The sequence below is a fragment of the Haliscomenobacter sp. genome, from assembly GCF_041740695.1.
In the GTDB taxonomy this organism is placed as follows: domain Bacteria; phylum Bacteroidota; class Bacteroidia; order Chitinophagales; family Saprospiraceae; genus Haliscomenobacter.
Map to the genome: position 1 here is coordinate 153,736 of NZ_JBGSLK010000113.1, position 19,869 is coordinate 173,604.

A 19,869-nucleotide genomic window follows, 5' to 3' on the forward strand; every position below is an offset into this window, starting at 1 on the left:
ATAGGGTTGCCCCTACGTTATTCTTTCAAAAAACTCACCGTAGCGTTTTCATATTTCGCCAATTGCTGTTTCAAGCCAACGATACTTTTAACTGGGCCGTCATCCGCAGCCAGGTTGATCAACCATTTAGGAATATTGCCAGCAGGATCAGATTTGAGTTGGTATTCGAGGCGAATCATGCCATTTGCCAGGGGTGTATAGGTCCACCTGGTCTCCAATGTTTTGATGCGTACAATGCCGTCTTTTTCTGGCATCATGTGGTGCGCTGATTTGCTCACAGATGTTACCTGTTTGGTATGGGCATCCTGTTTCATCACATAATGCACCACCATATCCCGATCGGAAAAAGGCAGTGGGAAGTCGGTACGCATGTACAAATAACCTTCGGTTTGACTTATTTCTTTGACCACGTAGGACTCCTTTAGTCGATATGCCCAGTTTTTGAGGTTGGGAATATCTGAGGCTAGTGCTACCACCGCTCTTAAACTGGCTTTTACTTCAGTACGCAGTTTCAATTCCAAAATTCCAGTAGCACTGTCTTTGCGAGTATACACTTGTACCCCATTGTGGTCGTGGCGAAACTTCCAGGGGTTGTTTTGAGCAGACAAATGATGAAGAGTCAGGCTGGTGGTCAACCAAAGTAACATGGTCAGGCATCTCATTGCGGGTGTGTTTGACAGTCGTTCGCCTGAATAAACGATTACAGCAGGGGGATTGTTTTACGGGTGGACAACGTAGGGGCAACCCTATGTGGTTGCCCCTACCAGAGGGCAACCACATAGGGTTGCCCTTACTATTTCACATTTCCCATCCATTTTTTCAAAATGGGATTAAAAATGATGAACAAAGTACCTGATATCAAGGAAAAGGTGACTACCGATAAGAATAGGGCGGGCATTTGGCTAGCATTTTCAGTGTTCACACCTCCCGCAAATAAGCCAGCAATCAAATTACCCAAAGATGCGCCCACGAACCAGATTCCCATCATTTGCCCAACGTAGCGCTTGGGCGATAATTTGGTCGTCGCACTCAACCCCACCGGGCTCAAGGTCAATTCACCAATGGAATGTAAAAAATAGGTGAACCACAACCAACCCATACCAACTTTGGTGCCAGTAGCTGCAATTTGAGCCGCAAAATACATGACAACAAAGCCCAATCCCATCAAGATGATCCCGATGCCAAATTTGATTGGCGTATTGGGGTTTAAGTTGCGTGCAGCGAGTTTTACCCATATCCAACCTACTATGGGGGCAAAGAGAATAATGACCAAAGCATTGGCACTCTGTAACATTCCAGCGGGTACTTCCCATGACCCAACCATGCGGTTGGTAAAGTCACGGGCGAAGAGGTTTAAGGAAGACCCCGCCTGTTCAAACCCTGACCAGAATAAGGCTGCCCCAACAAAGAGGAAAAAGATCACCAACACTTTTTTCTTTTCATCAGGATTCAATCCTCCAGCCACCATGATGTACAGGAAGTAAAAAAGAGTGATCACTACAATGATGACCCCCACTGCCTGGGCAATGCCAGTTGCAGTGGTCACATCGATGGTGCCCATCCATTGCAGAACCGCTAAAAATCCAACTAATGCAAGGCCAAGCGCCCCGGCCAGGACTCCATTGACTTTTCCTACGGCTACACCTTCTTCAACTTCTTCCTTGAGTTTGGGTTTAAGACCCAGATCATTGAGGCTGCCCTGGGTGAGCCGGAATTGCAACAAACCGAAAAACATCCCGATTGCTGCGGCCCCAAAACCCCAGTGCCAGTTGTAGGCGGCCAGAAAGGGGACAAAGATTTGACCAAAAAAGGAACCCAGGTTGATGCCCATGTAAAAAATGGAAAACCCCTGGTCGCGCCTTGCTCCACCTTCGGGGTATAGATCGCCCACAACCGTGCTGATATTTGGTTTGAGCAAACCCGTACCACTAGCCACAAATACCAGGCCTAGTACAAATATTCCCGGACTACCCGGAATGGCCAGAATCAGGTGACCAATCATGATCAAAATTCCTCCGTACCAAATGGCTTTGCGTTGCCCCAAAATATTATCAGCCAGCCAGCCACCTGGTAAGGTCAACAAATACACTCCGGCAGTATACAAACCGTAGATGGCACCTGCACTTTGGGGGTCAATGCCCAAACCTTTCTCCGCTAAACTCGCGGTCATAAACAAAATCAAGATCGCCCGCATCCCGTAATAGGAAAAGCGCTCCCACATTTCGGTAAAAAATAGCGTGGACAAACCCGCAGGGTGCCCAAAAAATCCCTTGTTCATACTTTAGCCGTCGTTTCGTCAGTAAATTTTTTGCATAATTAAGCAGCACTGGATGGCGTGCTCGCTGCTCAAGATAGGGATATTCGGAAATTTTGGAGAGGAAATGCAGGAAATCGGGCAGATTTGTCGGATTCAGGTTGAAAAACTTGAATAGAGTCGAAACAATGAGTTTAGGTAGTATTCAAAATTTACTTTCCGTCCACTCCAAGACATTTTCACCAAAAGCCCTCGCTGCCTACTAGCATTTCCGCTATAAAACCCTCAATTTTGCTTTTAAATCATTCCAAAACCATGCGCAGCCTCATTCTCTCCTTTTTCCTGGCCTTTTCCCTTTTTACATGTCAAGAAATTCCTCCGGTGATTACGCCCCTGGAGCCGGGTGGCCCCAATGTCAACGTCAAAAGGCGAATCCTGATTGAAGAATTTACAGGCGTGCGCTGCGTCAACTGCCCGGCAGGTACGGTGGAAGTGCTCAATTTGCGGGAACTGTACCAAGATCAGGTAATCTCCGTAGGTGTGCATGCGGGCTCCTTTGCGCCGCCTTATCCCGATAGCAAGTACGACTTCCGCACCGCTGAGGGGGATGCCATCATCAACCTCATGGGCAAACCCCTGGGTTATCCTTCGGCAGTAGTGAACCGCAAATTGTACGATGGTGAATTTGACCTGCAATTGGGGCGCTCGCAATGGGCTGGATTTATTGCCCAAGAGCTGGCTGCTGCGCCAGTAGTAGACCTGAAACTGAGCAAAACCTACAATGCAACCACCCGGGTGCTCCAAGTCACCATAGATACCGAGGTGCTAGGAACCCTGCCCCAAGAGGATATCCGCCTCAGTGTGATGCTCGCCGAAGACCAGATCGTGGACGTCCAATTGACCCCCGACGGCAAAAAGAGTGATTACAGCCACCGCCACAACTTGCGCGACATGCTCACTGCTTTTGACGGGGATTTGATTGGTGGAGAGTTAAAGAGCAGCAAAAAAAGCTCACGCAGTTATACCTTTACATTGCCTGCAAATTGGGTAGACAGCCAATGCAGCATCATTGCTTTTGCTCATTTGGGCGGGGATAAATTGGATGTGTTGCAGGTGATTGAGGGGAAAATCCTTTAAAGTGAAAAATGAAAAGTGAAAAATGAAAAGCTGGTACACCAGTTGTATTTCACCTGTTTGAATTTATTTTTCTGAGCTTATAGTTTGGAGTTAAAGGGAAAGCGCATTTTTTTCACTTTTCACTTTTCACTTTTCACTTTTCACTTTTCACTTTTCACTTTTCACTTTTCACTTACGCGGGCATATTCATCAATTTCTTCTTGTCCCGAATCGTAATCATCCCATCGGTGATGTCGATGTAGCCATCTTGCTTGAATTCGGTGAGCATGCGAATCACACTCTCTTTGGCGGTACCGACGATGCGGGCCAGGTCGTCGCGCAAGACGTTGATTTCGTCTCGGCCTTCTTTTTCAGCGAGGAGCAGCACTGCATCAGCCACCCGTTTGCGCACGGAGTTGTAAGCCAATTGCAAGAGTTGCTCCTCTTTTTCGGCAATATTGTTGGCCAACATTTTGATCAATTGGGAGGAAACATCGCGGTTGGCGTGGAGTAGCGCGGTGAAGTCTTCTTTAGGGATGAGGCTCACTTCGGCGTCTTCCAGCGTTGCGGCTGAATCGTCGTAAGTGCTGTCTTTGATCAGATTGACATAGCCAATGAAATCGCCCTCGGTGAAAATGTCGATGATGTATTCCTTGCCACTTTCGTTGGTTTTAAAAACCTTCACCTTGCCACTTTTGACAAAATAGAGGTAGCGCGGATAATCACCCTCTTCGTATACCAAGTCACGCTTTTTGTAGTGCTTAACTTTGCGGTCGTCCGATAGTTTTTTGAGCTCTTCATAGCCCTTGGCTGCATTGATGAAGGCGGTGATGCCTTGCTCAGTGCGGTCGAACTGTTTGCGCAGGTGTTCACTTTTTTTCAGCCGGGTTTCGATCACTGACAGCAGTTCATCCTTAAAAAAAGGCTTGGTGATGTAATCGTCTGCGCCCAGGTTCATGCCCCGGCGGAAATCAACCCTTTCGGTTTTGGCCGTCAAAAAGACAAAGGGAATTGCGGCAGTTTCGGGGCGTTTGCCTAAAATATTGAGCACGCCAAAACCATCTAGTTTGGGCATCATCACATCACAAAGGATCAGGTCAGGTTTGACTCGTTGAGCAGCATCTACACCAACGGTGCCATCTTCAGCCAAATGCACCTCATACCCGGAGAGCTCCAGGATTTCCTCCAGGTTTTCACGTACTTCCTGGTTGTCTTCAATGACCAGAATTTTATGCTTGTTCATCGTTAAGATGTTTTATGAAGGTAAGGGAATGTGAACGTGGAAGGTAGTACCCTCGCCCAGTGTACTTTCAAAATGGATACGTCCGTTCATCAATTCCACATAACGTTTGACAATATTTAATCCCAAGCCTGTTCCTGGAATATTTTCGGCGTTGTGGGCTCGAAAAAAGCGGGTGAACAAATGTTGCTGCTCTTCCTCCGGAATACCAATGCCGTGATCCTGGATGCTGATGTTTAGTTCATTGTGTTCAATAGAAACAAAACAATCAATGGTTTTGCCCGGGTCTGAATATTTGATGGCATTGGAAAAGAGGTTGATGAATACATTTTTCAACATCTTTCTGTCCAGTGTTATCAATGTATTCGGGCTTACCCCATGGTGTTGGAGAATCTGCCCGGGCTTCAAAATGGCTTGAACATCGTCCATCACTTCCTCACAAAATTCTTCGAAATTGAATTCTACGGGTGTAATGGTGATTTTTCCTTCCTCAAGTTTGCTCAAAGACAAAAAATCATTCAGGATACTGATCAGGTTGTTGACCGCAGATTTGATGCGGGTGGTATGCCTTAACCTTTTGTCTTGTTGGCCTTCCTGGGAATACATCTCCAACAAATCTGCCGAAGAAAGAATAGTGCTTAAAGGTGTACGGAACTCGTGGGAAGCCATCGACACAAACCTCGATTTAAGGGTGTTCAGTTCCCGTTCCTTTTCAATGGCTTTGCGCAGGTCCAGTTCGTTTTTGCGTAAGGTAGTTTCCGCAGCTTTGCGTTCCTGAATTTCGAACTCCAATTGATTGTTGGTATTCAGGAGTTGATTGATTGTGGCTGCGAGTTCTTCAGTGCGGGTACTTACTTCTTCTTCCAGGTGTTGATTGAGTTCTACGATGCGGGCTTCGGCGGCTTTTTGGGCGCTTAAATCGTGCAAAATACCAGTGAATACCATTCTTTCGGGCAGTTGAACCTCACTGATGCTGAGGCGAAGGGGGAAAGTACTTTGGTCTTTGCGCAGTCCCCTTACTTCCCGACCGATGCCGATAATTTTTCGCACGCCGGTGCGGATGTAGTTTTGGATGTAACTATCGTGGATGTCCCGATGTGGATTCGGCATGAGCATGCTGACGTTTTGCCCCACCAATTCTTCTTCTGGATAATCAAATAGACGCGCTGCGGCCTCATTTACTAGTTCAATAATACCTGCTTCATCGATGATGATGATGCCATCGGTGGCCGTTTTGATGATGGCCTTCAAACGTAAGGCTGCTTCAGAATCGTGTTGATGTGCAATTATCCAGTCCAAACCAATGATAATTTTGTGTCGTAAAGGTAAGATAAGTATTCTTTCGGTAATGACTTAATATGTCACCAAACCAAATGACAAAAGTCATTCACAGAAAATTCCAGAAGCCTGATCTTGCACAGGTAGAGTAGTAGTCTTATGGTAAGAACAATAGTTGAACGAAACGCGATGGAGAAATCAAGCAAGGCCCAAATCAAATTGTTAGGGATAGGCTCGGCTAAAGACCGCGCTCTAAAGGCCAATCTGTTGGCTGCCTTGGAGGCCTTGGACTTGGAGGTAGTGTTATTGGAAATAAGTAACGTCAATGAAATCCTCAGTTATGGCATTTCAGGCATCCCTGCCCTTTTATTGGATGATAAAATAATCTTCCAAAAAATTGTCCCTTCCGTAGAAGAGTTGTGTACCGTGTTGAGCGAATTGCTGCAATATCGGGAAACGCCAAAAGGGGTTTAAACACTTCACCCAATCAACTCATTTCTTGATAAATATCACCATTAGAGCTTGACACTACTCAGTACAATGACTGAATAGGGTATGTACTTTTGATTTGTGACGAATGAAGATCTGGAGGGACTCTTAAACAAATTTTTAAGTACAGTTCCTTATCTGTTTCACCCAATCCGCATGTATTATGAATCCGAATCGACCCATCAGCGAAGTGATGACATCCAAATTGATTACCGTTGGGCCAGCGGCCAGCGCTCATCACATCAAAGCGATATTTGACCAAAACGAGTTTCACCACCTACCCGTAGTAGAGTCAAATGACAAACTACTTGGCATCATCAGTAAACAGGATTTTTATAAAGTGGCCTACGTACTGTCCTTACAAACAACAGGCCGAACCTGGTCAGAAAAAGAATATGAGGTACTTCGTGCTAAGGACCTGATGACTGAACATCCCCTTTCCCTGGAACCAGAAGATACCATTGGACTGGCGGCGGATATTTTTTTAGCCAATCAATTTCATGCCATACCCGTTATTGAAGCTGAGCGATTGATTGGTTTGGTCACGACCCACGACCTACTGTTGTATTCTTTTAATTCGCCCATTGTGGAAGAATGGCCGTAAAGACCATTTAGCTCAAATTCATCGTGTTTTCCTTTTGTGAAGGTACCACCATCCTAGGTTGAGATAAAGAAAAAGCCTCCTGCTCGAACTGAGCAGGAGGCTTTTTTAATGGGCATTCATTATTGTAGCCCCACTATTATTATCGTTTGACAATTTTTTGGACTGTCCCGATCTGGACTCCCTTAGCGTCGGTTATTCGTAAGAAATAGAAACCGGTCGGTTCGGAGCCAATCGAAAGTAGAATTTGTTGCACGAATTGACCTTTGTACAAGGATTGCCCTCGCGAGTTGGTCAAGTCATAAAAGAGTTTGACATAATTATCAGTCTGGATGATCAATAGGTCCGAGGTCGGGTTTGGATAAACCTTGAGTCCTTCAGGAGCAACATCCAGTGGAATGTCTGGGGTAACTATTGTATCAATTGGAGGCGTCACGATGGTATCCTGCGGAGGCGTCACGATGGTATCCTGAGGAGGAGTTACAATCGTGTCTTGTGGTGGAGTGACAATCGTATCCTGTGGAGGGGTGACGATGGTATCCGGTGGATTGGTTACTATGGTGTCTCCAGGGCCACCAATGACTACGGTTGTATCACCAGGATTCGTGATCGTATCCTGAGGAGGAGTCACCACTGTGTCTTGTGGCGGCGTAACTATCGTATCCTGTGGCGGCGTAACTACCGTATCCGTAGGAGGTTTCGGAGGATCAAGTTTTTTTGGATCAAATGTTGGTACAAAGATCGTCTTGGAGACAATGGTGGTTACACTATCACAACTAGGATCGATGAAAGACCGGGTGCGCAAAGTCAGGGTCAGATCATAAAATCCAGTTTTAGGAAAAACATAACGCAGGGTGTCCTTAGAGTTCACCACTGTATCTTTCAAACCTTTGAAACTCCAGAAGAACGTAGAGTTTTTGACCATGGTATCGGTCAGGTTCCCACGGATGGAGAAGGTATAAAATGGTGCACCCAAAATCAGGGTATCCTCCACGATTGACAAATCAGCTGGTGGGATCAAGAAATTAAAGGCTGTACTTTGGAATTGAACCGACATGTCGTCCAACCAAAGTTTCTCGTCTCCTTCGCCAGAAAACTCAACGATGTAAGTGATTTTATTGTAAAACGCTACACTGTTTGGTGCCTTGGCTTCAATGTTTTGGTAGGTCATGTTCAGCCCCGTGAATTCAGCCAATTGGACTCTTTGGGAAAACAGGCCTTCCAATTCAGCCCATACTTTGACAGTATCCAATGGGCTGACAAATTCATTGGGCGACATGAGTTTCAAGTTCAAGGCCAAATCGCCAAAGAACATGAAGCAAGTGGAATAATTCAATGGCTCCATCACTAAACGAGCTTTTCCATTGACCCGTTCGAGTTCGATAAAAGACTTACCTGAATAAGGGAAATAACCTTTGGCGGTTGCTGGATTGTCTACCACTTTTGCACCAGTCGATGCAGCAGTGTTTAAAGCCCAGTTTTTACCTTGCCCCATTTCTGGCAAGTTATAGGCCAGAAGCCCTCTGATAGACTCATTGGTGGGTGCCGTAGTTTTTAATACTGCTTTTGACAAAGAAGCATCCTCCAAGGTTTCATCCCGGTGAAACAACAATTTGTCAATGGTCATGTTGTGGGTTGCTTCGGGCAACAAAACCACAGTGTAAACCGTATTGGCATTGAAGAAAAACGTGCGGCGAGAATTTTGCCAAACGTAGTTCGCATCAGGGCCGCCTGTCGCAGTTACCCGGCGACGGGTGTTGTTGGCAGCAGCCTCGTTGATTCGAGGCAGTACAAAACTTGCCGTTGGTGCGGAAAGTTTGCGGCTGAAGTACAAGGTATAATTACCTGTGTTGGTTACCTGAATGTGGTAAATGAGCTTTGATGCATTGTAGTCAAGATTGGGAAAATTGCGGTCAGCAGTAGTGGTGACACCTTTGGTATTCCCATCTTGTTTTATCTCCCAATTAGCCGTTTGACCTTGTCCGCTTGCTTGATTATCAGCAAACGCTTCTGCTTCGAAAAGCAAATAGGCAGACTCAGTCTGGTTAATGATGCGCGCAGTTTGAGCGGACGCGAAGAGATAACAACCTGTTAGTAGCACGGATATAAATAGCCGAATCATGGGTATTATGATTGTGAAAAAATGACGAAATAGAAACCAGATCAAATAGGAGACCTTTACAAAGGTCTGACTGGCTTTTTCATGAGCATGAATCCTGTGCAAGACTATAAAACAAGAGCTAGGAGAGTAATTAGCTCTGCAAATATAAAAAATCTTTCTTGTTCCCCGTAGCATTTTTAATGATAATAATATAAAATACCGGGTGCAGGGTAGGTGGAAATGAAAAGTGAAAAACGAAAAATGAAAAGTGGATTTTGTTTTTCATTTTTCACTTTTCACTTTTCATTCCTTAAATGATTCGCGTCCTTCCCCCGTCCACCAAGATACTGGTACCTGTTACATAGGCAGCGGCAGGTGTACACAAAAAAGCGGCAACTGAGGCGATTTCTTCCGGGGTGCCAAAACGTTTGGCGGGGATGGTTTCTCGGGCCTGATCCATCTCTTCTTCGAGTGTTATGCCTTTGCGTTGAGCTGCCCCGGCGAGGACTTCTTCCAGGCGTTCCGTTTCCGTAAAACCGGGTAAAACGTTGTTTACGGTGATACCAGTGGCGGCAATTTCGTTGGCGAGGGTCTTTGCCCAGGAGGCTACCGCCCCGCGAGTAGTATTGGAAACCCCCAGATTGTCGAGAGGTACCCGCACCGAAGTAGAAACGATGTTCACGATGCGGCCAAAACCTGCGACTTTCATTTGGGGAATCACCAACTGAGCCAGGAGGTGATTACACAAGATGTGATTTTGAAATGCTTCGAGGAACTGTTCTGGTTTGGCGTCCAGAATGGCGCCACCACTGGGCCCTCCGGTATTATTGACAAGGATGTGGATGGGTTTTAAAGTGACCAAACCGAGGACCCGCTGGTGCAACGCTTCCCGTTTGGTAAAATCCACGACCAAAAAATCGTGCTGTTGGTGGGGATGATTTTGCTCTAATTCTTGTACAACTTCTGCCAATAACTCCGCAGAGCGCGCCATAAGTGTTACATTTGCCCCTAGTTTGGCTAGCTCAATGGCGATGGCCTTACCAATTCCTTTGCTGCTACCACTGACGAGCGCGTTTTTGCCCTGAAGATTCAAATCCATTGCTTGATTGTTTTGTGGCAGCAAAAATGCGGAATTTAGATGAGAAAGTTGAGGAAGGTTCAGAAGGTTTAGGCTGCCGCAGCGACAAAACTCAACTTCCCTCAACCTTCCTAAACCTTCCTAAACTTATGCTGAAAACTTATTTCGCCTCCGATTTCCACCTCGGCGTCCCGGGAAAATACAGCAGCTCGGAAAGAGAGCGGCAATTGCTGCGCTGGTTGGATCAAATCAGTGTGGATGCTCAGGAGATTTTTTTGGTTGGAGATTTATTCGACTTTTGGTTTGAGTACAAAAGGGTTATTCCCAAGGGGTATACCCGATTTTTGGGCAAACTAGCTGAGCTGCGCGATGCTGGCATTCCCATTCAGTTTTTTACGGGGAATCACGACATGTGGATGTTTCGTTATTTCGAAGATGAGTTTGGCATTCCGATTCATCGGCAGCCCCTCTTGCGTGAAATCAACGGAAAAACCTTTTTGATTGGCCACGGCGATGGCTTGGGTCCTGGGGATTATGGCTACAAAATGCTCAAGCACATTTTTGCTAATCCTTTTTTTCAATGGTGTTTTGCCCGTGTACACCCCAATTTCGGCATGGGTGTGGCACAGTTTTGGTCGGGTCGAAGCCGGGATGTACATCCACCACAAACGCAGTTTTTGGGACCCGAAAATGAATGGCTTCTCGTGTACATCAATGCTCAGTTGGAACACAAACCTGCTGATTTCTACATCTTTGGTCACCGGCATTTGCCCATCGATCATGTGCTAAAAAACGGAACGAGTCGTTATATCAATTTAGGTGAATGGTTGCATTACAATTCTTATGCGGTATTTGATGGCGAAAATTTGGAAATACAGTTTTTTGAAAACCCCCAGGGTCTGGTGTTTGGCCGCTAGTACTACTGCATTTTGCGTACGCTTCATTCTTTTCGGCCAACTGGCCAATGCACAAAATGTAGACAGCATCCCGCTGATCGACAGTTTTGAAGCCCAGGTACAGTTGCTCAGTAGTGACAAACTCAAACAAATTTACTTTGTCTCTCCACGGCAGGTGTTGTACAAATGTAATGAACAAGGCAAGGTGCTCTTTGAGTTCAGCAACCGTTATCTAGGCAACCTGAGCAAAATAGATGCCACGGACCCCTTCGATATCCTGCTTTATTACCCCGATTATCAAACCCTCCTGTTTTTGGACCGCACCCTCAATGTGACAGCGGATGTACGCCTGAAGGCCGAGCAATTTCCGCTGCCGACTTTGGTTGCGCTGAGTCGGGATCGACAAGTCTGGATTTACGATGCAGGCCTGAATACGCTTAATCGGATGGATCGGCAAGGCAACATCAAAAGCTCCAGTCAGGATCTGAGCTTGCTTCTGGGACGCCGCTTTAGCCCCAATCAACTGGTTTGTAACGAAAGAGGAGTGTACCTGGTTGATCCTGAACAGGGCATTTTGAGTTTTGATCTTTTTGCCCAGTTTCAAGCGTTTTTGCCAACTGTGGGTATTGAACAATTACAAGCCTTTGATCAATACCTTTTGTTCCGCCAGCAGGGGGCCTATTATGTGGGTGAAACGATTGGTACTGCTCAAGCATTACAAGGATTACCGAGTGACCTGCTGCTTTTTACCGGACTGCCCAATTGGATTGTTGCCTGGGATGGGACAAAAATTTTACGCTTTCAGAAATGATAATAGGTGAGATAAAAAAAATAGAACCATAATCCGCGACCTCTTCCTTTTCGTAGATGTCTGTATTACACCTAAAACACCTAAAATCATGAAGAAGGTTTTTCGAGTACTCGGATTTCTAGTCCTTGCCATCGTATTATTGGTAGCTGCCGGAGCGGCGTTTATTCAGTTCAGAGGAATACCTACCTACGAGCCTAAAGATGTCAAAATAACGGTAAAACCTGACTCCACTCGCCTGGCACGAGGGGGACATCTTGTGACGCTCATTTGTGCTGAATGCCATCGTGGCGAAGGCAATAAATTAACCGGGAAACACATGGTGGATGTTCCAACTATGTTTGGTTACGTGCATTCAGGCAACATCACCCGTGACAAAAACCACGGATCAGGCCGGTATACAGATGGAGAGTTGATCCATTTTTTGCGCACGGGCATTAAGCGAGATGGTTCTTATTCCTTCGTTATGGGCGGTTTTCCCCGTTTGTCAGACGAAGATCTTTACAGTATCGTGGCTTTTCTGCGTTCAGATTCGCCACAGTTGGATCCTGTTGCCAAATCCAATCCACCGTGTCGCCCTACTTTTTTCACCAAGTTTTTGGCCAATACCGTATTCAAACCCTTCCCCTATCCAGAGAAACCCATCGTGGCACCACCGGTTACCGACAAAGTAGCCTATGGTCGTTATCTGGTACATGGAGGGGTGGATTGTTACAACTGTCACTCGGCCGATTTTGCGACGAACAACGCTTTCGAGCCTGAAAAATCCAAAGGTTATCTGGCGGGTGGCACTATCTTGATTGACCCTACCGATCTACGGGAAATAACTTCGGCCAACCTCACTCCACATCCCGAACATGGCATTGGCAAATGGACGGAGTCAGAATTTGCAGAGGCAGTACGTTTTGGCAAACGCCGGGGCGGGGGCTCACTGAGTGCGGCCATGCCGAAGTTTACGGTCATGACCGATGAGGAGATCAGCGCCATTTATGCCTTTCTGCGTACGGTGCCAGCTACGGATCATGCGGTGGCGAGGGTCAGGTAAAGGGTTCCGGGGTTCCAAGGTTCGGGGTTCCGGAATTTATCGAGTGAAACTAAGATTTATCAGCTCAATGCAACTTTATATCGATCTTTGGTTGTTAAAGAGATCAAATCTTTAGTTTCATTCGACAAACCCTGGCCTCCGCTAACCTGTGTATATGAACCTACAGCCTTTCCGTACCGAACTCCGCATTCTCTTCCATCTAGGTTTGCCGATTGCCCTGGCCGAATTGAGTAGCATGCTGCTTGCTACTTTGGGCACGTTTATGGTTGGACAAGTGAATGTGACCGATGTCGCAGCAGTGGGAGCGACCAATCCCATCTTTTGGCTGGTGGCACTGATTGGTATTGGAGGACTGTCGATGACCTCGCCCCTGGTGGCCGCAGCAGACGAAAGAAATGATCCTGCCGAAGTCAAACGAATTTTATACGCGAGTGGAATTACCTCATTGTTGTTTGCACTGTTGGAGGGGATTGTGTTGATTGCAATTGCACTTAATTTTCAATTATTGGGACATGAGCAGGATGTGGCCAGGTTGGCCCAGCCCTATCTCTGGATATTGATTGCCCAGTTGCCCATGATGTCTTTGTATTTCAACCTCATCTACTTTATCGATGGCCTCTCAATGACTAAAGTTGGTTTGGTTTTTTCGCTAGCCGGAGCCCTTTTGGGTGGTACACTGAACTGGATTTTTGTTTTTGGCATTGGAGGCATTCCCCAAATGGGCGTAGTCGGCCTGGGCTGTTCATTCTTCATCACTATTGTCGCTCAATTGCTCGGCATAATCATCTATTTGCGGCGCAGTGCTCGGTTCAAAACGATGATCAATACGGTAATTCATAATGATGAAATCTGGCGCAAAACCAAAGAATTCATCGGATTGGCCTTGCCCGTTAGTGGTCAGGCTTTGATTGAGTATTCAGCTTATTCCTTGGGGGCCATTTGGGTAGGGAACCTGGGAAAGTACCCACTCGCGGGTCATCAAGTAGCCATGACTTTGGCGAGTACAACATTTGTGGTCTTGATGGCCATTGGGACTGCTGGGTCGATTCGAATTGGTCAGGCTTTTGGACAAAAAAATCATGGCCAAATTCGCTTGTCGGGTTTTTCAGCGATGTTTTTAGCAGTGGGTTTGGTGCTGATTCCAGCCTTGTGTTTTATGTTGGGGTCGGATAGCATCGCCAGAGCTTTCATTGATGACCCCAAAGTTTGGGACACTGCATCCGCTTTGATTGTCATTGCGGGTTTGTTTCAGGTATCGGATGCCATGCAATCCGTAGGAATCTCGCTCTTGCGAGGCATGGAAGACACGCGGATGCCCTCAATTATCTCCTTTGTGGCGTATTGGATGCTGGGTATGCCGGTGGCGTATTGGCTGACCTTCCAATTGGGATGGGGGGTAAAGGGCGTATGGGTCGGGTTTTTAATCGCCTTGAGTACACAGGCGCTGTGGTTCACGTGGCGGTTTTATTGGCTCAGTGGGCGGCAGGTTTAATTTTTTATTTTACATCTCCTTCTTCCGCTCCCAATGATTCAAATCCTCAATTTCCTGCAAAATGTACAAATAGTTCTCATACCGCAGGGAGCTGATTTCATCCCTTTCCACGGCTGCTTTCACCGCACATTTTGGTTCATTGCGGTGTAAACAAGCGCCACCAAAGCGGCATTGGGGGGAGAGGGCAAAAATTTCGCGGAAATTGTGCGCCACCTGATTGGGTTCCAAATGGATAAAACTCAGGGTTTTGATGCCTGGCGTATCGATGATTTGACCACCCATATCCAGCGGGTGCATTTCAGCAAAAGTAGTGGTGTGCTGGCCTTTGCCAGAGTAGTCGGAGATGTCACCCACGCGCAATTCCAAATTGGATTGGATTTGATTGAGCAAACTCGACTTACCCACGCCCGACTGGCCACTCAGCATGGTGACTTTGTCTTTCAGTTGGGCCTTCAGTTCGGCAACACCGTCGCCGGTCATGGCCGAGGCCAAAATAACGGTATAGCCCAAGCCCTGGTAAAGGTCTTCCAAATAGGCGTATACTTCCAGGTCTTCATCGGTGTATAAATCCGCTTTATTGAACACAATGATGGTAGGGATTTCATAAGGTTCTACCATGAGCAAAAAACGATCGATGAACCCTTGTTTGAGCTTTGGGTGGGTGATGGTGGTAACCAAGAGGGCCTGATCGATGTTACTGGCCAAAAGGTGCAGATCATGTTTGCGGCGAGGAGATTGGCGCACCACGTAATTGCGGCGGGGCATTACCCCCTTGATCAGACCATTCCCCGATTCATTTTCCATTTCAACCAGTACTACATCTCCTACTGCGATGGGATTGGTGAGTGGCAAATCGTTCAAACGCATTTTACCTACTGTGCGACATTCCAACACTTGTCCATCTTCCATCCGCACATTGTACCAACTCCCCGTCGACTTTATGACTGTTCCTTGCATTTGTTATTCGTTACCAGCTGCGCGTACTGCCGCAGCAATTTCAATCAATAATCCTGGATCTTTTTCCAGCGCATTTCCAACCACCAGCAGATCTGCACCTGCCTTCAGGTTCGTATAAGCCAGCTCAGGGGTACTGATTCCACCGCCCGTAAAGAGAGGAACGTCTACAGCTCTTCGTACTGCCTGGATCATCTCTGCACTTACCGGGCGTTGTGCACCACTGCCAGCGTCAAGGTACAACAGCTTTAATCCTAGCATGGTTCCCGCCATGGCGGTACAAACGGCAATTTCAATTTTTTCAGGTGGAATCGGTTGGGTATTGCTCATGTATGCAGCCGTCGTACTCACGCCACCATCGATCAGCATATAGCCAGTAGGAATGATTTCCAAACCCGAGGCTTTCAGGTAAGGCGCTGCAATCACGTGTTGGCCAATGAGCAAATCTGGATTGCGCCCCGAGATGAGCGAAAGTAGAAGAATCGCATCAGCACGGGTAGAAATTTGTAAGGGGCTACCCGGGAAAATGACCAGGGGTTGGCGCACGTTTTGGCGCAGCAACTGGAGGCATTCCTCCATTTTTTCATCCATCAGCAAACTGCCACCGATGAAAAAAAAGTCGATCCCCCGTTCAGCCAAGGCAATGAGGGCATCTACCGATTGGGTCCGCAGTCGGTCGGGGTCGATGAGAACCGCTAATTGCTTACGTCCCGCTGCGCGCGACTGCTCGATGGATGCGTATACCTTTGGATTCACGTGTTGGTTTTCCCTATTGACACTATGTCTATTGAACTACTGGCATTGCTGGTTGATGCCTAAAACATATTTTTCCACCACTCCAATTTCCACTGCTGTTTCGGCACCGGAAAAGCCAGTAATTAGCTTGTCTTTCATTTGATTGCGTGCGAAAGTAGTCAATTTTTGTGAGATGGGCATATAAGACCAGTGCCACTTCTCCTCGTTGTAGCCATGAGGGCGCTCGTCATTTTTGACGGAATAAGGCTGGCAAAACCCAAAACTACCCGCATTTTTGAGTAACCAGGTATAGATTTTTTGCCCATCCCCTTGTAGAAACCATTTGTCGGAAAGGTTATTCAGGTCAATGTCGGTGCCCCAATGGTGGCGGGATGCGCCAGGCATGGCACTGTATTCCATAATTTTGATGGCGCGGTTTTTGGCAACAGGGTAGGCTTTGGCAGCATTTTCGCCATTGGATAAAATGCGACTTCCGTTCCATTTGGCCTCCCAAATGCCTTTTTGAACCTCAAAATTGCGGGCAGCAGAGATAATTTTTAAAGAAATTCCATCTTTGAGGGCAGCGGCGTGCATGGATTTAAAGGCTTCGTAAGCGTCTTTGCGCAAATACATATCGGTACGATCCGAAAAAGGACTGCTAATTTTGGCGAAATCGGGATGCTGCGCGGGGTCGAAATGCCCCATCAGGTAATCCAAGTCAAAATCTGCACGCTCGGCTGCCTCATTTTGCGCTGCCATCTGTGCTTTTGGCTGGGGCTTTTGTTCGCTCAATTTAGTGGATGAGCTTCCATTATCGCTACAACTGGCACTCCAGAGGCCAAACAACAAAACGGGGATCAAGTTTTTAATCATCAGTATTCAAATTCTTTTTGTTCGTAAGGGTATCCAAAGAGAAACTTCTCCTTGATGAGCGCGGCCACTTTGCTGGGCACCATCATTTCAAAACCAGCATTGCCATTGCGCACCAGCGAGAGTACTTCTTTGGAAAAAATGTGCAGGATGTTGTGATCGTACCCTTCAATGTCGACAATCTGCTGGTTGTCGATCAGGTGGCGGTACAAAAACTTGGCACCTTCGGGTACCGGGGTATTCTGGGCAGTCATCAATTCTTCATTGCCTTCTTGCATGGCCGGATACACGTAGATTTTGACATTTTTGGTGAACAACTCACCAAAGGCAGCCAACAAACGCCCGTCCATGTTTTCATAGTATTTGCGGTTGACCAATTCCAGTAAAAACTGTACCCCCAATACCAAACCAATTTTGTTGATGCGGTAGTCAGCCAGGTAATTGATCAATTGGGCGTGCTCTTCACAATTGGAAATGATCACCGTTTGCCCCAGGGCGTTCAGCAGTTCTGCCCGATCCAGGAAGTCTTTTTCGTCCAGTTCGCCATCCGATCTCAGGTTGGAAAGGGTAATTTCGGTGAGCAAGTAGGTCTTTTTGGTGTCTACATCGGGCTCGTTGCGGAACTGCTGGTAGCCCGTTTTGAGCATGTCCATATTGACCAGGGTGGGAGGGCGAAAACTGCCCCGAACTACCAAAACATCTTTTTTGTACAAAAACTCAGAAGCCTGCAAGTTGCGTCCATCCGGGCCAAACATGGCGACATTCGACAAGCCATGTTTGACGAGGTAAAGGCTGAGCAAGCGATTGTCCACATGGTCAAAATCGGGCCCAGTGAGGCGCACCATGTCGATGTTGACCCGGCCGCGGAGGCTGTCGATCAAGGATTCCAGCAACTCTTCGGGATCGTCATCGTGGCGGTAGCAGGCGTAGAGCAGGTTCACGCCCAGGATGCCAATGGCTTGTTGTTGGAGTTTGTTGTCGTTGTCGAGCATGCGCACGTGCAAAACCAGGTCGTTGGGTTCTCCTTCCGGTGTGAGCTGAAAACGAATGCCCAACCAGCCGTCACCCTGGATGGTTTTGCTGTAATTGATGGCAGCAATAGTGTCGGCGAAGACAAAAAAGCCGCATTCCGGCCGCTCTTGCCGCAAGCGGGTGTTCATCAATTCGTACTCGTGGTCGAGCATTTTGTACAGGCGTGACTCGCACACATAACGACCACTGGGCTCCGGGCCGTAAATATGGTCGGAGTACACCTTGTCATAAGCCGACATGGTTTTGGCGATGGTGCCAGCTGCCGCTCCAACCTGGAAAAAGTAGCGGGCTACCTCCTGTCCGGCCCCAATTTCAGCAAAAGTGCCGTAAATGAGTGGGTCGAGGTTGATTTCAAGTGCCTTTTGTTCGGTTTCGAGTAGTTTGCGCATGGAAAGAATATTGGGCGCAAGGTACGAAAGATGTGTGGGCCGTCTGCGATTGTTGAATTTTTTTTGACCCCTTAAATCTATTTAAACGAATACCAAAGCCTTGTCTCAATAAGCTAGTTTTTGTGTTTTTAGACGGTATTTCAAAGCTTTTGAGGATCACACCCAACTATCCTTTTTTCAAAAAAATTCCGGCAATGGCCAAACCTGCGGCAAGTACCGACAAAAAAGTGCGAAGGTTATGCCAACGGTTCCAGGGCCCTTCAAATTTGGCGCGCATCCCCGCTAAGCCATCGGTAGAAGCTTTGGACAGGTCAAAAACATCCAATTGATTGTTGAGCGGAACATTGCCAGCTATGGTCACTCCAAATACGCCAATGATATAACAGACAGCTGCCAATAAAAGGCACCAGAATCCAGCAGTTGATTTCCCATAATGGAGGAAAGTACTCAGTGGTAATAAAAGCACTGGACCAAAAAAACAAAGGAAAAAAGCGGGATTTTGGATCACTCGATTGATGTGTTGCATGGCCGCCAGATAGGAACTATCGGGTAAGCGCTGCAAACCCGGATTCACTGAACAGGAATAAGCATAAAAAATACCCGCCAGTAATGCGCTCAGCAGGGCGGCGAGGAAGTGAATGGTATTGGAAAGCATACCGGGACTTTTTAATGATGAATTGAAGGTGATTATAAAAGCACGTTAAATTACTCGGGTTGAGCCTTAAACAACTCCATCGTATAATCCAACAACTCCTTGCCTCCCCATTTTCCATGCCCAGGAATCACAAACCTGACATCCGGGTATTGTGCCTTCACTTTGGCCACCGTTTTTGGCCAATCGCCAACATTTGCATCGGCCAGATTCCCTTTTCCTGCGTTGGATTCTTTGAGCATACAGCCTCCAAACAACACCTGCTCGCTGGGTACGTATGAAACGATGTTGTCTTTAGAATGGCCTTCACCCAGGAAGCGGTTTTCTACAGTTTCACCACCAATTTTCAAATTCAGCACTCCACTAAAGCCATTTTGGGGCACCGCATAACCATTGGCCTTGGCCAATTCAATGGTCAGTTGATTGGCATATGAGGGGATACCTCTTTGGTGAAAAGCACTAAGTCCGCCCAGGCAGTCGCCGTGAAAATGGTTGACCACGATGGCTTTTACTTTGGCTTTTAGCTTGGTTTCAATCCAGTTGATCAGTTGCACCGAAACGCTGTCGTGGGGCGGTGTGTCAAAAACTACCGCTTCACCATTGTTGCAATAAATCATGCCATTGCAAGGTACTTTACCCCATTGATTGGTATTGAGGTAGGTGACATGTACCAGGGTTTTGGGCGTGAGTGCCTTAATTTTTAGGCTTTTATGGTTATATTCTGGTAGTTTTTGAGTGGCACAGCCAGAAAGTAAGGCAAGTCCTAAAATAGCAAGTGAGAATGCTTTCATGTCGGTATTTAGGTAAATGTTGTCAAAAATACGTGTTTTTGCAAGATT

19 protein-coding genes are annotated in these 19,869 nt (G+C 46.9%); 7 read left to right on the plus strand and 12 right to left on the minus strand.

From position 1 onward, the window contains the following. Positions 1-17: 17 nt before the first annotated feature. Positions 18-662, minus strand: a complete 645-nt coding sequence (locus ACEW9O_RS23015; protein ID WP_373552561.1) for an START domain-containing protein — start codon at positions 660-662, stop codon at positions 18-20. Between the two features lie 131 nt (positions 663-793). Beyond that, on the minus strand, positions 794-2,278 hold the full coding sequence (locus ACEW9O_RS23020; protein WP_373552562.1) for a peptide MFS transporter: 1,485 nt from the start codon (positions 2,276-2,278) through the stop codon (positions 794-796). A gap of 291 nt (positions 2,279-2,569) precedes the next feature. On the opposite strand from ACEW9O_RS23020, the gene ACEW9O_RS23025 reads away from it, so the two are divergent. Continuing rightward, a complete protein-coding gene (locus tag ACEW9O_RS23025; protein ID WP_373552563.1) occupies positions 2,570-3,391 on the plus strand; it encodes an Omp28-related outer membrane protein in 822 nt (273 codons plus the stop codon). A 172-nt stretch (positions 3,392-3,563) separates the two neighbouring features. Here the strand turns inward: ACEW9O_RS23025 and ACEW9O_RS23030 are convergent, their stop codons facing one another. Together ACEW9O_RS23030 and ACEW9O_RS23035 are read right to left on the minus strand one after the other, a co-directional pair. Continuing rightward, entirely contained in the window at positions 3,564-4,613 is a 1,050-nt protein-coding gene (locus ACEW9O_RS23030) for a response regulator (RefSeq protein WP_373552564.1), read from the minus strand. Between the two features lie 12 nt (positions 4,614-4,625). Further along, complete coding sequence (locus ACEW9O_RS23035) at positions 4,626-5,909, minus strand: ATP-binding protein (protein ID WP_373552565.1); 1,284 nt, start codon at positions 5,907-5,909, stop codon at positions 4,626-4,628. 168 nt (positions 5,910-6,077) lie between these two features. Here ACEW9O_RS23035 and ACEW9O_RS23040 point away from each other — a divergent pair, with 168 nt between their 5' ends. Both ACEW9O_RS23040 and ACEW9O_RS23045 read left to right on the plus strand, forming a co-directional pair. Then, the gene (locus ACEW9O_RS23040) at positions 6,078-6,362 is read left to right on the plus strand and encodes a thioredoxin family protein (protein ID WP_373552566.1); all 285 of its coding nucleotides are present in this window, start codon (positions 6,078-6,080) and stop codon (positions 6,360-6,362) included. A 178-nt stretch (positions 6,363-6,540) separates the two neighbouring features. Further along, the gene (locus ACEW9O_RS23045) at positions 6,541-6,981 is read left to right on the plus strand and encodes an HPP family protein (protein WP_373552567.1); all 441 of its coding nucleotides are present in this window, start codon (positions 6,541-6,543) and stop codon (positions 6,979-6,981) included. A 139-nt stretch (positions 6,982-7,120) separates the two neighbouring features. On the opposite strand, the gene ACEW9O_RS23050 is transcribed toward ACEW9O_RS23045, so the two are convergent. Continuing rightward, positions 7,121-9,100 carry a T9SS type A sorting domain-containing protein gene (locus tag ACEW9O_RS23050; RefSeq protein WP_373552568.1) on the minus strand — a complete coding sequence of 660 codons (1,980 nt, stop codon included), beginning with the start codon at positions 9,098-9,100 and terminating at the stop codon, positions 7,121-7,123. Between the two features lie 289 nt (positions 9,101-9,389). Next, complete coding sequence (locus ACEW9O_RS23055) at positions 9,390-10,178, minus strand: SDR family oxidoreductase (protein WP_373552569.1); 789 nt, start codon at positions 10,176-10,178, stop codon at positions 9,390-9,392. Between the two features lie 128 nt (positions 10,179-10,306). Here ACEW9O_RS23055 and ACEW9O_RS23060 point away from each other — a divergent pair, with 128 nt between their 5' ends. From ACEW9O_RS23060 to ACEW9O_RS23075, 4 genes are all read left to right on the plus strand, one after another. After that, positions 10,307-11,074, plus strand: coding sequence for a UDP-2,3-diacylglucosamine diphosphatase (locus tag ACEW9O_RS23060; protein WP_373552570.1), 768 nt, complete (start codon positions 10,307-10,309; stop codon positions 11,072-11,074). Beyond that, the gene (locus ACEW9O_RS23065) at positions 11,040-11,864 is read left to right on the plus strand and encodes a hypothetical protein (protein ID WP_373552571.1); all 825 of its coding nucleotides are present in this window, start codon (positions 11,040-11,042) and stop codon (positions 11,862-11,864) included. Before ACEW9O_RS23060 ends, ACEW9O_RS23065 begins: the two co-directional genes overlap by 35 nt. Positions 11,865-11,952: 88 nt before the next feature. Beyond that, positions 11,953-12,906 carry a c-type cytochrome gene (locus ACEW9O_RS23070; RefSeq protein ID WP_373552572.1) on the plus strand — a complete coding sequence of 318 codons (954 nt, stop codon included), beginning with the start codon at positions 11,953-11,955 and terminating at the stop codon, positions 12,904-12,906. Between the two features lie 154 nt (positions 12,907-13,060). Further along, entirely contained in the window at positions 13,061-14,398 is a 1,338-nt protein-coding gene (locus tag ACEW9O_RS23075; RefSeq protein ID WP_373552573.1) for an MATE family efflux transporter, read from the plus strand. A gap of 9 nt (positions 14,399-14,407) precedes the next feature. Here ACEW9O_RS23075 and rsgA read toward each other — a convergent pair whose 3' ends face one another. From rsgA to bla, 6 genes are all read right to left on the minus strand, one after another. Beyond that, positions 14,408-15,355 carry a ribosome small subunit-dependent GTPase A gene (rsgA, locus tag ACEW9O_RS23080; protein WP_373552574.1) on the minus strand — a complete coding sequence of 316 codons (948 nt, stop codon included), beginning with the start codon at positions 15,353-15,355 and terminating at the stop codon, positions 14,408-14,410. A 3-nt stretch (positions 15,356-15,358) separates the two neighbouring features. After that, complete coding sequence (locus ACEW9O_RS23085) at positions 15,359-16,108, minus strand: geranylgeranylglyceryl/heptaprenylglyceryl phosphate synthase (protein WP_373552575.1); 750 nt, start codon at positions 16,106-16,108, stop codon at positions 15,359-15,361. A 36-nt stretch (positions 16,109-16,144) separates the two neighbouring features. Then, positions 16,145-16,960: a M15 family metallopeptidase gene (locus ACEW9O_RS23090; RefSeq protein WP_373552576.1), complete on the minus strand. Its 816-nt coding sequence runs from the start codon at positions 16,958-16,960 to the stop codon at positions 16,145-16,147. Continuing rightward, on the minus strand, positions 16,960-18,378 hold the full coding sequence (locus ACEW9O_RS23095; RefSeq protein ID WP_373552577.1) for a TonB-dependent receptor: 1,419 nt from the start codon (positions 18,376-18,378) through the stop codon (positions 16,960-16,962). The genes ACEW9O_RS23090 and ACEW9O_RS23095 overlap by 1 nt, the downstream gene beginning before the upstream one ends. 166 nt (positions 18,379-18,544) lie before the next feature. Then, positions 18,545-19,033 carry a DUF1772 domain-containing protein gene (locus tag ACEW9O_RS23100; RefSeq protein WP_373552578.1) on the minus strand — a complete coding sequence of 163 codons (489 nt, stop codon included), beginning with the start codon at positions 19,031-19,033 and terminating at the stop codon, positions 18,545-18,547. A gap of 50 nt (positions 19,034-19,083) precedes the next feature. Continuing rightward, the gene (gene bla / locus ACEW9O_RS23105) at positions 19,084-19,821 is read right to left on the minus strand and encodes a subclass B1 metallo-beta-lactamase (RefSeq protein WP_373552579.1); all 738 of its coding nucleotides are present in this window, start codon (positions 19,819-19,821) and stop codon (positions 19,084-19,086) included. Positions 19,822-19,869: the final 48 nt, after the last annotated feature.

Excerpts from the sequence above, each read along its gene's own strand:
- ACEW9O_RS23095 (WP_373552577.1), bottom strand. The coding sequence starts at position 18,378 with ATGCGCAAACTACTCGAAACCGAACAAAAGGCACTTGAAATCAACCTC.
- ACEW9O_RS23100 (WP_373552578.1), bottom strand. The coding sequence starts at position 19,033 with ATGCTTTCCAATACCATTCACTTCCTCGCCGCCCTGCTGAGCGCATTA.
- ACEW9O_RS23025 (WP_373552563.1), top strand. The coding sequence starts at position 2,570 with ATGCGCAGCCTCATTCTCTCCTTTTTCCTGGCCTTTTCCCTTTTTACA.
- ACEW9O_RS23045 (WP_373552567.1), top strand. The coding sequence starts at position 6,541 with ATGAATCCGAATCGACCCATCAGCGAAGTGATGACATCCAAATTGATT.
- ACEW9O_RS23040 (WP_373552566.1), top strand. The coding sequence starts at position 6,078 with ATGGAGAAATCAAGCAAGGCCCAAATCAAATTGTTAGGGATAGGCTCG.
- ACEW9O_RS23075 (WP_373552573.1), top strand. The coding sequence starts at position 13,061 with ATGAACCTACAGCCTTTCCGTACCGAACTCCGCATTCTCTTCCATCTA.
- ACEW9O_RS23050 (WP_373552568.1), bottom strand. The coding sequence starts at position 9,100 with ATGATTCGGCTATTTATATCCGTGCTACTAACAGGTTGTTATCTCTTC.
- ACEW9O_RS23060 (WP_373552570.1), top strand. The coding sequence starts at position 10,307 with ATGCTGAAAACTTATTTCGCCTCCGATTTCCACCTCGGCGTCCCGGGA.
- ACEW9O_RS23015 (WP_373552561.1), bottom strand. The coding sequence starts at position 662 with ATGAGATGCCTGACCATGTTACTTTGGTTGACCACCAGCCTGACTCTT.
- rsgA (WP_373552574.1), bottom strand. The coding sequence starts at position 15,355 with ATGCAAGGAACAGTCATAAAGTCGACGGGGAGTTGGTACAATGTGCGG.
- ACEW9O_RS23090 (WP_373552576.1), bottom strand. The coding sequence starts at position 16,960 with ATGATTAAAAACTTGATCCCCGTTTTGTTGTTTGGCCTCTGGAGTGCC.
- ACEW9O_RS23030 (WP_373552564.1), bottom strand. The coding sequence starts at position 4,613 with ATGAACAAGCATAAAATTCTGGTCATTGAAGACAACCAGGAAGTACGT.
- bla (WP_373552579.1), bottom strand. The coding sequence starts at position 19,821 with ATGAAAGCATTCTCACTTGCTATTTTAGGACTTGCCTTACTTTCTGGC.
- ACEW9O_RS23070 (WP_373552572.1), top strand. The coding sequence starts at position 11,953 with ATGAAGAAGGTTTTTCGAGTACTCGGATTTCTAGTCCTTGCCATCGTA.
- ACEW9O_RS23020 (WP_373552562.1), bottom strand. The coding sequence starts at position 2,278 with ATGAACAAGGGATTTTTTGGGCACCCTGCGGGTTTGTCCACGCTATTT.
- ACEW9O_RS23055 (WP_373552569.1), bottom strand. The coding sequence starts at position 10,178 with ATGGATTTGAATCTTCAGGGCAAAAACGCGCTCGTCAGTGGTAGCAGC.